The 15,152-nt window shown below is 73.1% G+C and carries 14 protein-coding genes; 7 read left to right on the forward strand and 7 right to left on the reverse strand.

Annotation, left to right across the window (positions count from 1 at the left end):
* Nucleotides 1-176 precede the first annotated feature (176 nt).
* Entirely contained in the window at nucleotides 177-1,982 is a 1,806-nt protein-coding gene (locus ABZX02_RS00635; RefSeq protein ID WP_355293965.1) for a sigma-70 family RNA polymerase sigma factor, read from the reverse strand.
* Between the two features lie 218 nt (nucleotides 1,983-2,200).
* Here ABZX02_RS00635 and ABZX02_RS00640 point away from each other — a divergent pair, with 218 nt between their 5' ends.
* The 3 genes from ABZX02_RS00640 to ABZX02_RS00650 all read left to right on the forward strand — a co-directional run bounded on the left by ABZX02_RS00640 (nucleotide 2,201) and on the right by ABZX02_RS00650 (nucleotide 6,443).
* The gene (locus ABZX02_RS00640) at nucleotides 2,201-3,079 is read left to right on the forward strand and encodes a hypothetical protein (protein WP_355293966.1); all 879 of its coding nucleotides are present in this window, start codon (nucleotides 2,201-2,203) and stop codon (nucleotides 3,077-3,079) included.
* A complete protein-coding gene (locus ABZX02_RS00645) occupies nucleotides 3,069-3,584 on the forward strand; it encodes a hypothetical protein (RefSeq protein WP_355293967.1) in 516 nt (171 codons plus the stop codon). The genes ABZX02_RS00640 and ABZX02_RS00645 overlap by 11 nt, the downstream gene beginning before the upstream one ends.
* A gap of 99 nt (nucleotides 3,585-3,683) precedes the next feature.
* On the forward strand, nucleotides 3,684-6,443 hold the full coding sequence (locus ABZX02_RS00650) for a tetratricopeptide repeat protein (RefSeq protein WP_355293968.1): 2,760 nt from the start codon (nucleotides 3,684-3,686) through the stop codon (nucleotides 6,441-6,443).
* Here the strand turns inward: ABZX02_RS00650 and ABZX02_RS00655 are convergent.
* On the reverse strand, nucleotides 6,424-6,834 hold the full coding sequence (locus ABZX02_RS00655) for a Calx-beta domain-containing protein (protein ID WP_355293969.1): 411 nt from the start codon (nucleotides 6,832-6,834) through the stop codon (nucleotides 6,424-6,426). The two genes, ABZX02_RS00650 and ABZX02_RS00655, sit on opposite strands and share 20 nt — an antisense overlap.
* A 61-nt stretch (nucleotides 6,835-6,895) precedes the next feature.
* Nucleotides 6,896-7,837 (reverse strand): hypothetical protein, encoded by a 942-nt coding sequence (locus ABZX02_RS00660; RefSeq protein ID WP_355293970.1) that lies wholly within the window; start codon nucleotides 7,835-7,837, stop codon nucleotides 6,896-6,898.
* Nucleotides 7,838-7,980: 143 nt separating this feature from the next.
* On the opposite strand from ABZX02_RS00660, the gene ABZX02_RS00665 reads away from it, so the two are divergent.
* Genes ABZX02_RS00665 through ABZX02_RS00675 form a run of 3 tightly spaced genes read left to right on the forward strand, consistent with a single transcriptional unit; the run spans nucleotide 7,981 to nucleotide 10,359 of the window.
* On the forward strand, nucleotides 7,981-9,306 hold the full coding sequence (locus tag ABZX02_RS00665) for a potassium transporter TrkG (RefSeq protein WP_355293971.1): 1,326 nt from the start codon (nucleotides 7,981-7,983) through the stop codon (nucleotides 9,304-9,306).
* The gene (locus ABZX02_RS00670; RefSeq protein ID WP_355293972.1) at nucleotides 9,296-9,955 is read left to right on the forward strand and encodes a TrkA family potassium uptake protein; all 660 of its coding nucleotides are present in this window, start codon (nucleotides 9,296-9,298) and stop codon (nucleotides 9,953-9,955) included. The genes ABZX02_RS00665 and ABZX02_RS00670 overlap by 11 nt, the downstream gene beginning before the upstream one ends.
* Nucleotides 9,952-10,359: a DUF1232 domain-containing protein gene (locus ABZX02_RS00675; protein ID WP_355293973.1), complete on the forward strand. Its 408-nt coding sequence runs from the start codon at nucleotides 9,952-9,954 to the stop codon at nucleotides 10,357-10,359. The genes ABZX02_RS00670 and ABZX02_RS00675 overlap by 4 nt, the downstream gene beginning before the upstream one ends.
* A gap of 1 nt (nucleotide 10,360) precedes the next feature.
* Here the strand turns inward: ABZX02_RS00675 and ABZX02_RS00680 are convergent, their stop codons facing one another.
* Nucleotides 10,361-11,086 (reverse strand): SDR family oxidoreductase, encoded by a 726-nt coding sequence (locus ABZX02_RS00680; RefSeq protein WP_355293974.1) that lies wholly within the window; start codon nucleotides 11,084-11,086, stop codon nucleotides 10,361-10,363.
* An 80-nt stretch (nucleotides 11,087-11,166) separates the two neighbouring features.
* On the opposite strand from ABZX02_RS00680, the gene ABZX02_RS00685 reads away from it, so the two are divergent.
* Nucleotides 11,167-12,018, forward strand: a complete 852-nt coding sequence (locus ABZX02_RS00685; RefSeq protein WP_355293975.1) for a LysR family transcriptional regulator — start codon at nucleotides 11,167-11,169, stop codon at nucleotides 12,016-12,018.
* Here ABZX02_RS00685 and ABZX02_RS00690 read toward each other — a convergent pair.
* The 3 genes from ABZX02_RS00690 to ABZX02_RS00700 are packed head-to-tail and all read right to left on the reverse strand — an operon-like array spanning nucleotide 11,996 to nucleotide 15,152.
* On the reverse strand, nucleotides 11,996-12,889 hold the full coding sequence (locus ABZX02_RS00690; protein ID WP_355293976.1) for a dienelactone hydrolase family protein: 894 nt from the start codon (nucleotides 12,887-12,889) through the stop codon (nucleotides 11,996-11,998). The genes ABZX02_RS00685 and ABZX02_RS00690 overlap by 23 nt on opposite strands.
* An 18-nt stretch (nucleotides 12,890-12,907) precedes the next feature.
* Nucleotides 12,908-13,525 (reverse strand): acetoacetate decarboxylase family protein, encoded by a 618-nt coding sequence (locus ABZX02_RS00695; RefSeq protein WP_355293977.1) that lies wholly within the window; start codon nucleotides 13,523-13,525, stop codon nucleotides 12,908-12,910.
* Complete coding sequence (locus ABZX02_RS00700) at nucleotides 13,515-15,152, reverse strand: GMC family oxidoreductase (protein ID WP_355293978.1); 1,638 nt, start codon at nucleotides 15,150-15,152, stop codon at nucleotides 13,515-13,517. Before ABZX02_RS00700 ends, ABZX02_RS00695 begins: the two co-directional genes overlap by 11 nt.

Here is a 15,152-nt window from a genome sequence, read left to right on the forward strand (position 1 = left end):
ACGGCGCCGCTTAGTTCCACGCCTCCGGGGGGGGGGGGGTGGGGGGGTGGCGGGTACGGGGGGCGGCCCCGTTCCCCTGACGGGGTGGGGGGGGGCGTGGTCGCACCTCGCCGCGCCGCCGGAAGCACCACCCGCAGCCGTCAGCCAGCCGCATGAAGCCCCACCCGCAGCAGCTCTCAGCCAGCCGCCCGATACGCCTGCCCAGCCTCGTTCGGCGTCCCCCCAGGCGCGTACAGCCCCGTCCCCGGCTTCTCCGCCGGCAACGCGAACCACGCGTACCGCTCGACGTACGGCAGCCCCTCCATCATCGCGCTCGACCCGCGGGCGAACGCCGCGAGCTGCGCCTGCGTCGGGAACCGCGCGGTGCCGCCCGAGAAGTCGATGAGCGAGTACTCGGTCAGCCAGAGCGGCTTGCCGTAGCGGGCGTGCACGGCCTCCAGGTAGTTCCGGAGGTGTCCGACGGCGGCCTCGCTGAAGTCCGAGCCGTACCAGTGCACGGCGATGAAGTCGACGCGCAGGCCGCGCTGGGCGGCGCCCGTCATGAACCGGTCGAGCCAGCCTCCTGCCTTGTCGCCGCTGTGCGCGACGGCCGGGCTGCCCAGGCGCAGGCCGGTGGCGGCGAGCTTCGGCCACAGGTCCAGTGCCTGTTCCGGGGTCATGTTCGCCTGCTCGGGGAAGTCGGGCTCGTTGAAGCCGAGCAGGACCTTGCCGTTGGCCTTCGCCTTGGCGATCGTGGCGTCGTCGGCGGACTTCGCGCCCCAGATCATCGGCACGAACTCGACGTTCGGCGGCGTCGGGATGCCTTCGGGGGTCGCGGCCCAGTTGTAGTACCAGCCGGCGCGGACGTCGGTGAGGGCCTTGCCCACGCCGTCGAACTTCCAGGTGCTCACGCCCTTCTTCAGCGACGCCGTCACCGGCACGGCGGGCGGGGGTGGCGGCTGGGCGACGGTCGTGGTCGTCGTCGGAGGCGCGGACGAGGGGGCGGACGTGGTCGGCACCGTCGTCGTGGGGACCGAGCTGGTGGCCACCGGGATGGCGCGCGCGACCGGTTCCTCGGGTGAGGGCAGCACGGCGACCGCGATGCCCGCCGCCAGGACTGCCGCCGCGGCGGCCGCGACCGGTTTCACCAGCGCGCCCTTCGCCAGGAAGCCGATCTTGCCGCTGGTGGCCGGCATGGCGGTGACCTGCGTGCCGGTGAGGGTGGCCGGGTCGAACGCCAGTGCGGCGGGCAGCGGTACGAGCGGCAGGCGGGCGAGCAGGCCCTCGACGGACGCGAGGTCCTGGCCGCAGCGCGCGCAGCGGGCGCAGTCGCGGCTGTGCCGGGCGATCCGCTTGCGCCACAACGCGCTGGGCGCGCCGTCCCACTCCGCGACGACGTGGGCGAGGTCCGGGCAGCGCGGGGTGCGTTCGAGCGTTCGCACGACGATGCGTGCGGCGTCGAGCTGGGCTTTGACGCGCTGCACGCGCACGGCGGTGTGCTGCGGGGTCAGTTCCAGCGCGGTGGCGACCTCCGCGCGGGTCAGCCGCCCGGCCGCCTCCAGCCACCACAGCGACAGCAGCTCGCGTTCGTCCTCGCTGAGCCAGCGGGTGGCGGCGACGACCTCGCGGCGCTGGCCGGACAGTTGCAGGCGCATGATCGTGAGGTCGACGAAGTCCGCGCCGGGATCGGCGACGTCCTCCGGGACCGGGCCGGTGACCGGGACGCGCTGGTGGTCGCGGTGCCGCAGGCGGATCTGGTTCATCGCGATCACGACGAGCCACGACCGGAACCCCGCGGGGTCGCGCAGGCCCGGCAGGCCGTGCACCGCGCGCAGCATGGTCTCCTGGACCACGTCGTCGGTGTCCGGGTGCCCGCCGAGCGCGTGCCCCACGATGTTGTAGACCAGGGGCAGGTACCCGCTCACCAGGTCGTCCAGCGCGCGCTGGTCGCCGTCGCGCGCGGCCACCACCACCGCGACGCCGGGGTCCTCGGTCATCGCCATGCCCACCTCACTCGCCAGTTCAGGATCGTCTGACCAGGAGATGTCCCGAGCGGCCGGCGATAACGGAAATTTTCTGGCGGGTCGCACCCTACGGCGTGGTCACCAACCGGCATCTGTGAAGGACCGCACAGGGGGAGTGTGCACCCCTTTCGACCTTGACCGGCGCCGTACCTGCGGGAACACTGCCCCGGACAACGCCGACCCAGCCGGGAGCGCTCGTGCCCCACCCCTCCGAGCCCGCGCCGCAGCCGACCGGTCCGGGGATCGTCCGCCGCCTCTGGTGGCGCGCCGACCAACGGGCGAGGTTCGCCGTCGCGTGCCTCGGCGTCCTGTCGGTGCTCGGCGTGACGGGCGCGGTGGGGTTCGGCGGCGACGAACGCCCGGTGGCCCGCGACGTGCCCGGCGTGGCCGTGCACCGCGGCGACTCCTTCGAGGTCACCGTCAGCACGGTCTCCGACGTGGACTCGTTCGAGGGCGTCGAGCTCGACAGCGGACGGGTCTTCGGCGCCCGCGTCGCGGGGATCAGCCCGGCGCCCTGCTGGAAGTCGCAGTCGCTGGCCGCCGCGGAGAACCTGTTGCGCGGCAAGAAGGTGCGGCTCACGGTCAAGGCCGACGGGGACAGCGGGACCGACCGGCTGCCGGTCGACGTGCGGCTGCCGGACGGCGGCGACTACGCGCGGGCGATCGTCAGCGACGGCGTGGCGTCGGCCGACCTGGCCGCGCGCGGGGAGCTCGCCCCGGTCGAGATGGACGCCAAGCGGCAGCGCCGGGGCCTGTGGGCGGGCGGCTGCACCGGCTACAACGACTACGCGGTGCCGACGACGACCACCACCCCCGAGCCCACGACCACCACGCCACCCCCGACGACCACCACGACCACGACACCGCCGCCCCCGCCACCTCCTCCACCGACGACGCGGCCGCCGGCCCCGCCGCCGCCCACGCTGGAACCCCCGGACGAGGACGCGGAGTGGCTCGCCCGGTTCGTCGGCAAGCGCTGCTTCATCGAGGGCGCGCGCAGGACGTCGCCGAACGGGACCGAGATCGTCTGCGACCGCGGCGCGCGTGACCAGCTGAGGTGGCGGCGTGCCGACTGACGACCACGTCGACCTGTTCGCCGCGACCGCGACCGTGAGCGAGCCGCCCGCACGGATCGACGGTGGACGGCCGCGCGGCCTCACCCCCGACGGCCTGGTGCGCACGACGGGCTGGCTGCAGGCAGGCGACCACCCCGTGAGCTCGGTGCTGCTCGCGGCGCTGGCCGGACTGCTGTGGGCGCTGGTCGCGGCGGCGGCCCTGGTGACCGAACGGCCGGTCGCGGCCGGGGTCCTGACGCTGACGGTCCCGGTGGTGTGCGGCGTGTTCTGGTGGCTGCTCACCACCCGCCTGCGGCCCGCGTCGACGGCCCGCAACGTCGGCACGAGCCCGGCTGCGGAGCTGGAACCCGGTGACCTGGTCCGCCTGCACGGCTCGAGCGGACCGGTCGGCCGCGTGGACGAGGTCGTGCCGGGACAGGACGACGTCCGGGTCGTCCTGCACGGCGGGCAGCAGCGGACGTGGGCGAACGGCGACACGGTCCGCCTGGTCGATTTGCTTGCTTGATGGGCAGCGGGGAGCTGCCGGTTCCGTCCCACGATCAGCGCTGCCACCAGCGCTTTCCGGGCACTAACGTGACGCGGTGTGCCGGTAGCGGGTGGTGAGGTGCGGATTCTCGGGCCGATCGAGGTGGACGGCCCGCACGGCCGGGCGGTGCTCACCGGGACCCGGCAGCGCAGCATCGTCGCCGTGCTCGCCCTGCGCGCGGGCACCCCGGTCCCCGTCGAGCGGCTCGTGGACGTGCTGTGGGGCGAGGACCCACCGCGCACGGCCGTGCGGTCGCTGCACAGCCACGTCGCACGGGTGCGGCAGGCGCTCGCCGACTGCGGCCTGCCCGGCGCGCTGCGGACCAGGCCCGGCGGCTACCAGCTCGACGCGTCCGTCGACGCGGTCACGTTCGAACGGACCCAGGACCTGAGCCTGTGGCGCGGCGAACCGCTCGCGGGCACCGCGCTGTTCGGCTGGGGGCGCGCGGAGATCGACCGGTTGCGGGAGCGGCGGATCGCCGCGCTGGAGGCGTACTGGGGCGACCGGCTCGACCGGCGCGACGCCGTCGAGGAGCTGGACCGCCTGGTGTCCGCCCACCCGACGCGCGAACGGCTCGTCGGCCTGCTGATGCGCGCGTTGCACCTCGGCGGACGGCACGCCGACGCGCTGGAGGTGTTCCGCAGACTCCGGCAGCGCCTGGCCGACGAGCTCGGCACCGACCCCGGACCCGACCTCGCGGCCCTGCACACCGCGATCCTGCGCCGCGACCCCTCCCTGCACAGCGCCCGCCCGGCCCAGCTGCCCGCCCGCGCGGGCCACTTCACCGGCCGTGCCGCCGAGTTCGCCGCGCTCGCGGGCCTGCCGCCGATCGTCGTCGTGTCCGGCGTCGCGGGGGTCGGCAAGACGACGTTCGCGGTCGAGTGGGCCCGGCGCGTCGCCGACCGCTTCCCGGACGGGCAGGTGTTCCTCGACCTGCAACGGCTGACGCCGGCCCAAGCGCTGACCGAGATGCTGCACAGCCTCGGCGTGCCGGCCGACCGGGTACCCGCCGACCCGGCCGCGACGTACCGGACGTTGTTGCACGGCAAGAGAGTGCTCATCCTGCTCGACGACGTCCGCCGCGCGCGGGACGTGCTGCCGCTCGTGCCGGGGGACCAGGGCAACCTGCTGCTGATCACGAGCCGGGACGCGCTCTCGGCGCTCGGCACGCGCCACGCCGTGCACACGATCAGCCTGGGGCTGCTGAGCGAACCCGAGGCGCACGACCTGTTCGCGGACATCCTCGGCGAGTCACGCGTGCGGGCGGAACCGGACGCGACCGCGGACCTCGTCGTCCACTGTGGACGGTTACCGCTCGCGTTGCGCATCGCGGCCGCCCGGCTCGCGATCAGGCCGGGCAGGCGGATCGCCGACCTGGTGCGGGAACTGACCCGCAACGACCCGCTGGACGTGCTGTCGGTCGACGGCGACGACCGCACGGTCCGCACGGTGTTCGCGAGCGCGCACCGCACGCTGAGCGCGCAGGCCGCGCGCCTCTTCCGGGTGCTCGGCGAACACCCCGGCGCGAGCTTCCCCGCCGACCTCGCCGACGCGCTGGGACCCGGCCTCGACGAGCTCGTCGCGTCGCACCTCGTGAGCGAGACGGGCGGCGGCCGGTACGGGCTGCACGACCTGATCCGGTTGTTCGCCCGGCAGAGCGGCGACCTCGGCGACGGGGTGGAACGCCTGCTGGACCGGTACCTCGCGGTGGCGCACGCGGCGGGCGAGGTCCTGAACCCGCGCCACGACCTGGTGAGCCGGCCGCGCTGCGACGACCTCCCGTTCCCGCCCGACCGCGTCGAGGTGCTCGCCTACCTCGACGCCGAACGGGAGAACGTGCTGCACATGATCCGGCTCGCGGCCCGGTCCGGGCTGCACCGCGAGACGTGGCAGCTCGCGTACCTGCTGACGAGCTACTTCGAGGTGCGCGGCAACTGGGCGGCGCGCGTCGAGCAGTGCGAGCACGCCGTGGCGGCCGCCCGCGCTCTCGGCGACCGGCGGGCCGAGGCGGAGATGCTGCGGGGCCAGGGGATCGCGCTGCAGATGACGTCGCGCATCGCCGAGGCCATGGTGGTGCAACGGCAGGCGCTCGCCCTGGTGCGCGCGGCCGGCGACCTGCGCGGGGAGGCCCGGCTGCACAACAACATCGCCAACGCGCACTCCGAGCTGCGCGAGTTCGGCCCGGCACTGGACTCCTACCGCGCGGCGATGGCCGTGCACGGCGAGCTGGGCGACGAGGTCGGCGTGGCGCTGGCCCGCCGCAACCTCGGCTACACCTACGTGCGGATGGGCCGGCCGGAGCTCGCGGCCGAGCCGTTGTTCGCGGCGCTGGAGACGTTCCGCGCCAGGGAGAACCGGCGGCTGGAGGCGGCGACGCTGATGACGCTCGGCAACGCGTTCCGGCGGCTCGACGACCTCGGGCCGGCGCTGCGCTACTTCGGCGACGCGCTGCGGATCAGCCGCGAGGTCACCGACGACCGCTTCGAGGCGGACGCGCTGACCGGCCTCGGCGTCACCCGTCTCGCGCTCGGGGAGCCCGAGGCCGCGCGGGAGCACCTGGCCGCCGCGCTGGTCGTGTGCCGGGCGCTGGGGGACGGGCACCGCGAGGCGTCGACGTTGTGCGAGCTGGCCGGCGCCTCCCTCGCCCTGGGTGACCTGGCGGCCGCCCGGGAGCACCTCGCGGCGGCGGTGGAGGCCCGCCGCGAGGCACCGGACTCGGTCGAGCTGGCCCGGGTCCACCGCACGTTCGCCGACCTGGAGGGCCGGAGCGGGCGGTGGACCGAGGCCGCGCGGCACCTGGCTCAGGCGGTCGCGCTGGTCACCGCTTGCCGATCGTGAACACGGCGACGCGCTTGCCGATCTGGCCGGGCTTCACAGCCGTGATCTCCAGGGTGAACGTCTTCTGCTCACCGGTCACCTTCAGCACCTGGTAGGGCACCCCGGCCTGGGTCTGGCCGGCCTTGATGGTGACCGTCCCGCGCGACTGGGCCCGGTAGTCCTCGCCCTGCTTCGCGGTGCCGTCCACGAACCGGTAGGCCACCTCGACGTTCTGCTGCGTCGTCGCGCCTTCGCGCAGTCTCAGCACCGCCGTGTACGAGTCCGCCGTCTCGTGCACGGGCCCGTCGATCGCGTCCACGACGACCGGGCAGTCCGGCGGTTGGCAGTCCACTGCTCCGCGCGCGGGCACGATCCCGAGCAGAAGCAGCAACAACACCATGATGGTTCTCATTGACAACCCTTTCGGTGGGTCCGTCTCCGCATGACGGAGACGGACCCACCGGGCCTGATACTCAGTCCTTCTCGTTGACGAGGTACTGCGCCCCGCCGAGGTCGACGCCCTGCGCGTCGGTCTGGCGCACGTGCAGCTCGGCCGGACCCGCCTCGCGGTCCGTCTCGAACGTCAGCGCGGTCTCGACCCGTTCCTCGGCCTTGAGCGTCAGGTTGTCGAAGCGGGCCTTGGTGTCGACGACCTGGAACCGCGTCTCACCGACCTGCTTGACGCCGGTCGCCCGGCCGCCCGCGGCCTTCCACCGCGCCGTGAGCTCCTGGCCGAGGTCGATCGTGATCGCGCCGGCGAACGGCCGGGGCTGCTCGAGGACCAGGTGCTGCCGCGCGTCGGCCCGCTCGGGGTTGCCGATCGTGTACGGCACGCGGACCGGTTCGAACGGCCGGACGCGCACGGAGTCGACGTTGCGCCACGCGATGTTGTTGTTCCGCTGCGCGTTCTGCTGGGTATTGGAGCCCTCGGCGACCGTCATCGGGTCCGCGTTCGACACCCACCGGGCGAGCAGGCAGAAGTGCGCGGGACCGGGCACGTTCCAGCCCGGCCAGGTGATCATCACGGTCGTGCCGCTCACCGGCACGCTCGCCCCGGCCGTGCCGATGTAGGTCCAGCCGCCCGGCCACGCCGTGCCGCCGCCGAGGTTGCTGCGGTAGAGGTGCAGGTTGCCGTCGACGAACCCGATGCCGCCCGGCTTGCGTCTCAGCGTGACGAACACGTAGTTGTTCACGCCGACGACCGGGTTCTGCGACACGGCGCACGGCACCGGCGTCGAGCACACCTTGATGTCCGGGCTGTAGTAGATGCTGCCCGTGCTGGGCTCGGTGCCGACGTCGCTCACGTTGTCGCGGACGAAGACGTCGCGCTGGTAGGCCGTCGCGTGCACGGCCGGGGCGACGAGTGCCGTGACCGCGAGCAAGCCGGCCAGCGCCGTTGCCAGTCTGGCTTTCACCATGTCCTCCATCGGGGGGTTGCCTGGGGGAACTGCTTGGTGAAGAAGTACCGGCGCGCTGTTGTGGTGACGTTGTCGCGCGGTTGTCGGGCCGGTGGGCGGTGTGTCCCGCGTGTCCGTCCCGGACGATCTAGGCTGTCGCGGTGATCACCGGGTGGCGGCACCCCGCCCGCCTCGTCGTCCTCGCCTTCCTGGCGGCCATGGCGGTAGCCACGGCCCTGCTGATGCTGCCGGTCTCGACCGAGTCCGGGCAGGCCACGGGCTTCCTCACGGCGCTGTTCACCGCGGCCTCCGGCATCAGCGGCACCGGTCTCGCGGTGGTCGACACCGGGTCGCACTGGTCGGTGTTCGGCGAGGTCGTGCTGCTCGTGCTGTGGCAGGTCGGCGGGTTCGGCATCATGACGATCGCGTCGGTGCTGGCCCTGCTGGTCTCGCACCGGCTGGGCCTGCACATGCAGCTCACCGTGAAGACCGAGACCAACACCCTGAACCTCGGCCAGGTCCGCCGGGTCGTCGCGGGCGTGGTCACGATCAGCCTGGTCGTGGAGGCGATCGGCGCGCTCGTGCTGGCGCTGCGGTTCTGGCTCGGGTACGGCGAGCCGTTCGGGCAGGCGGTCTACTCGGGGATCTTCCACTCGATCTCGTCGTTCAACAGCGTCGGGCTGTCGTTCTACCCGGACAGCCTGATGCGGTACGCGACGGACCCGTGGGTGTGCCTGACGGTCGCGGCGGTCGCGGTGACGGGCGGGTTCGGGTTCCCCGTGCTGTTCGAGTTCCTGCGCCGCCACCGCAAGAGGTGGTCGCTGCACACGAAGATCACCGTGCCGGTGTACCTGGGGCTGATGGCGTTCGGGACGCTGGTCGTGCTCGTCGTCGAGTGGGGCCGCACGGGCACGCTCGGGCCGTACGGGGTCGGGGACAAGCTGCTGATCGGGCTGTTCCACGGCGTCATGCCGGGCACGGCCGGGTTCAACACGGTCGACGTCGCGCAGCTGCAGCCCGCCACGATGCTGGTGAACAACGTGCTGATGTTCATCGGCGGCGGCAGCGCGGGGACCACCGGCGGCATCAAGGTCACGACGTTCGCCGTGCTCGCGTTCGTGCTGCTGGCGGAGGTCCGCGCCGAACCCAGCGTGCACGTGATGGGGCGGCGGATCGGCGCCGAGGTGCAGCGGCAGGCCGTCACGGTCGCGCTGCTCGGGGTGGGCATCGTGATGGCGGCGACGCTGGTCCTGCTCGCCACCACCTCGTTCCGCCTCGACGCCGTGCTGTTCGAGGCCACGTCGGCGTTCGGCGGTGTCGGCATGTCCACCGGCATCACGCCGCAGCTGCCGCCGACCGGGCAACTCGTCATCATCGTGCTCATGTTCATCGGCAGGGTCGGGCCGATCACGCTGGTCTCGTCCCTGGCGCTGCGCGAACGCCGCCGCCGCTACGAACTACCCGAGGAGCGACCCATTGTCGGATAAGGAAACCCGCGTCGTCGTGCTCGGTCTCGGCCGGTTCGGCAGCTCGGTCGCCCTCGAGCTCGTCGCCCAGGGCGTCGAGGTCATGGCCGTCGACTCGGACCCGAAGCTGATCCAGCGCCACGCCGACGACCTCACCCACGCCGTCGTCGCCGACACCACCGACGCCGAGGTCATGCGCCAGCTCGGGGTCGACGAGTTCGAGCGCGCGGTCGTCGGCATCGGCACCAACCTCGAGAACAGCATCCTGACCACCGCCGTGCTCGTGGACTTCGAGGTCCCGACCATCTGGGCCAAGGCGATCAGCCGGGAGCACGGCCGCATCCTCAAGCGCATCGGCGCCCACCACGTCGTCCTGCCCGAGCACGAGATGGGCGAACGCGTCGCGCACGTCGTGGCAGGCAAGGTGCTCGACTACATCGAGTTCGAGGACGACTACGCGATGATCAAGGCGCGGCCGCCGAAGGAGGCGATCGGCAAACCGCTCGGCACGAGCAAGCTGCGCGCCAAGTACGGCGTGACCGTGGTCGGGGTGAAGCGACCCGGCGCCGGTTTCACCTACGCCACCGCGGAGACCGTGGTGAACGCCGGGGACGTGCTGATCGTGGCCGGGAAGATCACCGACGTGGAGCGGCTCGCGGAGAACACGTGACCGGGTCGTTCTGGTGGGACCTGCTGATCGGCGTGGCCGCGGCCCTGCTGCTGACGTGGGTCGCACTGCTCGTGGCGCTGGTGGTCGTCCGGCCGCGCGGCGGGCTGCTGCGCGAGGCCCTGCGGCTGCTTCCCGACGTGCTGCGCCTCGTGCGCAGGCTGGCCGCGGACCGGGCGTTGCCGCGCGGCGTCCGGATCCGCTTGTGGCTGCTGATGGTCTACCTCGCGCTGCCGATCGACCTGATCCCGGACTTCATCCCGGTGCTCGGGTACGCCGACGACGCGATCATCGTGACGGCGGTGCTGCGCGGGGTCGTGCGGCGCGCGGGGATCGACGCGGTCCGCGCGCACTGGCCCGGCACGGACGACGGGTTCGCCGCCGTCGTCCGCCTCGCCGGGTTGTGAGTCACCACGGGACCACACCGTCGTCGTCGAAGAACCCGCCGCGCGGCCCGTCGTCCGGCAGGGTGGCGAGCCGGATCGCGATCGCGGCGCCCTGGTCCGCCGTGCGCGGCGCGGCGAACCCGGTGAAGTCCGTGGCCACGTAGCCGGGGCAGGCGGCGTTGACGAGGACGTTCGTGTCCGCGAGCTCGCGGGCGTACTGCGCGGTGATGCTGTTGAGCAGCGACTTCGAGGGCGCGTAGGCGGCGAGCTGCGGCCCGGTCTGCAACGCGAGCGAGCCCATGTTGCTCGACATGTTCACGATCCGCGGTGACTCCGCGCGGAGCAGCAGCGGCAGCACCGCGTTCGTCACGCGCACGACACCGAACACGTTGGTGTCCAACACGGTGCGCAGGACGTCGAGGTCCAGTGTGGACGGAGTCTGGGCGCCGTCGTCGGTGCTCCCGGCGATGCCCGCGTTGTTGACGAGCACGTCCAGGCGTCCCGTGGTCTGTTCGATGGTCTTGGCCGCGGCGGCGGCGCTGTCGTCGGAGGTGACGTCGAGCGCGACCCCGAACGCGTCGATGCCGTTGGCGCGCAACCGTTCCACCGCCTCGGCTCGCCGCACGTCGTCCCGCGCGCCCACGGCGACGGTGAAGCCGAGCGCGCCCAGGCCCTGCGCGATGGCGAAGCCGATTCCCTTGTTCGCGCCGGTGATCAGCGCGGTCTTGTTCTCACTCACGGAACCCATCGTCGGGGCGCCGCGGCCGAGCTGTCCAAGATCGTTTCGGTACCCTGTGATACTCCACGGGTATCAGTAGGCTGGGTCGCGTGCCCGACCTGGAAACCCGCGAGCTCCGCTACTTCGTCGCCGTCGCGGAGGAGCTGCACTTCGGCCGCGCCGCCGAACGGCTCGGGATCGCCCAGCCGCCGCTGTCGCGCGCGATCCGGCAGCTGGAGCACCGCCTCGGCGTCCGGCTCCTCGACCGCGACCGCCGCGGTGTCGCGCTCACCGAGGCGGGGCGGGTGCTGCTGCACGAGGCCGGACTGGCGCTCGCCGCCGTCGAGGCCGCCGCCCGCCGGACCCGCCGGGCAGGCGACCCCCGCCGGCCACTGGTGCTCGTGACCAAGGCGGGGGCGTCCCACGAGCTGCTGCAACGGCTGCTCGGCGCCGCGGACGGCGAGATCGACGTGCTGCTGTGCGAGGTCGGCGAACAGGCCGGGCTGCTGCGCGACGGCAGTGCGGACGTCGCGATCATGCACCGGCCGTACGACGACCTCGCCGGGTTCGCCACCGCGGACCTCCTGACCGAGGGCCAGGTCGCGATCCTCCCGGCGGCGCACCCGCTGGCGGCCCGCGCGTCGCTCACCCTCGCGGAGGTGAGCGACGTGCCGGACCTGCCGATCGCCCGCTGGCCGCGCCTCGACGGGTCCTACCCGGACGGACCCGGCCCGGAGGTCCGGACGCAGTCGAAGCTCGCCCAGCTCGTGGCCCTCGGCCGGACGCTGCTCGTCATCCCGGCGTCGAGCCGCGCCTGGCAGTGGCCGGAGCACGTCGCGGTGCCCGTCGTCGACGCTCCCGAGGTCACCACGCTGCTCGCGTGGCGGCCCGGTGATCAGTCGGACGCGCTCGCGGCGCTGGTGCGCACGGCGGCGGAGCTCACTCCGTCCCCGCGAACGTGACCGCCGCGTCGGTGCGGGCGGGCGTGCCCCAGACGAAGTCGCGGGCCGCCGCGTCGCCCGAGAGGTAGTGGCGGAACCACGACGTGAGCACCCGCTTGGACGCCACGAGCTGAGCGGCCCTGGTGACGGACCCGTTGTCGCAGAACAGTCCCGACGAGTCCATGAAGCCGCAGTGGAAGCCGCCCGTGACGGTGCGGAGCTGCTTCGACGGAGGCTTGGCCGCGAACATCGGCTGCTGGTGCTCGCCGACCGGGGTGATCGTGTCCTGCGAGCCGGCGAGGAACTGGGCGGGCACCCGCAGCGTCGCGGCCGCCGCCTTCGCGGACGGGTTCGTCTCCGCCGCTGCGTAGGTGGAGACTGCCTTGACCTGCGGGTTGCGTGCGGCGGCGAGGACGGCCGCGCCACCGCCCATCGAGTGGCCCGAGACACCGAGCGCCGTGGTCGTGATGTGGTCGCGGAACCGCGAGCCCGCCGTGCCGTCCTGGGCGACGAGCCACGTCAGGCCGGTGTTGAGGTCGTCGGCGAACGCGCTGTGGCTCGGGCTCAGACCGCCCTGCGTCGTCGGCACCACCACGACGAAGCCCCACGAGGCCAGGTGGTTGCTCGTGCTCGTGTACTTGGAGGTGGCCTGGAAGAACCCGTGCCCGAACGCGATCGCGGGGAACCGGCCCGCGGCCACCGGCTGGTTCGAGCCCGCGGCCGTCGCCGGGTAGTGCACCCTGGCGGTGACCGAACGGCCGCCCGCCACGGCCGTGACGTCGCTGTACGCCACCGGGTACGAGCCGGGGAGCCCGTAGTCCGGTGGCGCGGCTAACGCGGGAGTGGCCACCGTCGAGGCCACCAGGGCGAGCGTGATCGCGAGAGCGCGCATGTGCTTCTCCTCATGTGATCAGGAAGATCCGAACCGCATGTGCAGGGTGGAGACGGCCACGTGCAGGCGTGGCCGGGCCGCCGTGAGCCAGCCGAGCTCGCCGTCCGGCGTGATGCGCCAGTGCAGTCGGGCGGGGCTGATCCGGGCGGACGTGTGCAGTGCCGTGCGCTTCGTGCTGCCTTGCAGGGTCTGCCAGACCGACGTGGTCAGGCGGACGGGGAGAGCGCGGGACCACCGGCGGGACTCGGTCGCGGCGGCGATGACCTCGCCGTCCTCGTGGGCCGTCGCGTCGAGGTGCGTCCCAGTGCCGAAGGTGAAGTCCGCCAGCAGTTTCGGGATGCCCCAGAGCGCCCGCGCGCCGAGCTGCGACGTGCTGTCGTCCACCATGATGTCCAGGATGGACAGACCGAGCCGCGCGCCGCGCCGCACCACGACCGCGGCCATCACCTCGTGGTAGCTGAGCACTCCGGGAGGCTGGTAGTCCACGAACGCGGACACCACGAGCACCCGGCCGAAGAGCGTCAACGGCACCACATCCGGCGGTGGCAGGGGCACGGCCGAACGTGGTGCCGTCCACACGGTGAGCCAGCCCCGTCCGTGCAGGTCCCACGGCTCGGCGGGCCACTCACTGGGCATGTCGCACCTCCAAGGCGCCGGGTGCGCCGGTCGGCACCACCGGGTCGTGCGGTGCCACGGGCCGCACGCGCCGGTAGGCGGCGCCGGGCTCCGGGCGTGGATCGGGTTCGCCCTTGTTGGGCCACAACGACATCGCGCGCTCGGCCAGCGCGGTGATGGTCAGCGCCGGGTTCACGCCGAGGTTCGCGGGGATCGCGGACCCGTCGACCACGTGCAGCCCGGGGTGGCCGTGCACCCGGTGGTACGGGTCGACCACGCCGGTCGCGGGGGAGTCGCCGATGACGCACCCGCCGATGAGGTGCCCCGTCAGCGGGATGTTCACGAGGTCGGGCCACGACCCGCGCGCCACCCCGCCCGCCTTGGCCGCGAGACGTCGTGCCACGTCGTGCCCGGCGGGGATCCAGGACGGGTTGGGCGCGCCCTCGCCCTGCCGGGTCGTCATCCGCCCGCGCCGCGTCACGGTCGTGAGCGAGTTGTCGAGACTTTGCATGACCAGCAACGCGATCGTCTCCTCCGACCACGCGCGCGGCGAGTGCATCCGCCGCCACGAACCCCGTTCGCGCACGAGCTGGGCCAGCCCGCGCCGCAGCCGCGCCGGGCCGCCGTCGACGAGCGTCGTCATGAGCAACCCCATGAGGTTGCTGCCCCGGCCGTACCGGACCACCTCGACGTGCGTGTCCGCGTCGGGGTGGATGGACGACGTGATCGCGAGCCCGCGCGAGTGGTCGACCTCGCCGCCGGGCGTCCGCACGGCCACCACGGCCTCGGAGTTGGTGCGGCACAGGAACCCGAGCCGCGGCGAGAGCCGGGGGAGCCCGCCGCGGTCACGGATGCGGTGCAGCAGCCGCTGCGTGCCGAGCGACGCCGCGGCGAACACGACCTGCCCGCTGGTGAACTCACGTGTCGCCCGCCCTCCCGTGCGCCGTGCCACCACCCTGTACCCGCTCAGGTGGGGCCGCACGTCGACGACGGTGGTCAGCGGCCACACCTGAGCGCCGGCCCGTTCGGCGAGGTGGAGGTAGTTCTTCGGCAGGGTGTTCTTGGCGTTGTGGCGGCAGCCGGTCATGCACGAGCCGCAGCCGACGCAGGGGTCGCGCAGCGGGCCGGCGCCGCCGAAGAACGGGTCCGTGCCGCCCGGTCCGAAGTGGACACCGACGCGGGACGTGCGGAAGGTCGGTTCGACGCCGAGGTCGACGGCCACCGACCGCAGGTGGCCGTCACCGGTGGTGCGGAACGGGTTGTCGGTCACGCCGAGCATCCGGGTGGCCTGGTCGTAGTGCGGCGCGAGCTCGTCCTCCCAGTCGGTGATGTGCCCCCAGTGGGAGTCGCGGAAGAACGCCGGCGGTGGTTGATAGAGGGTGTTGGCGTACACCAGCGACCCGCCGCCCACGCCCGCGCCGCTGAGCACGGCGACGTCGCGCAACGCGGTGATGCGCTGGATGCCCGTGCACCCGAGCGACGGCGCGAAGAGGTAGTCGCGCACCCGCCAGGAGGTCTCGGGGAACTCGTGGTCGGCGAACCGGCGGCCGGCCTCCAGCACACCGACCTTGTAGCCCTTCTCGGTCAGCCGCAGGGCGGTGACGGCGCCGCCGAAACCGGAGCCGATCACGAGCACGTCGTAGTCCAC

The sequence above is a fragment of the Lentzea sp. NPDC003310 genome (assembly GCF_040610935.1).
Lineage (GTDB): Bacteria > Actinomycetota > Actinomycetes > Mycobacteriales > Pseudonocardiaceae > Lentzea.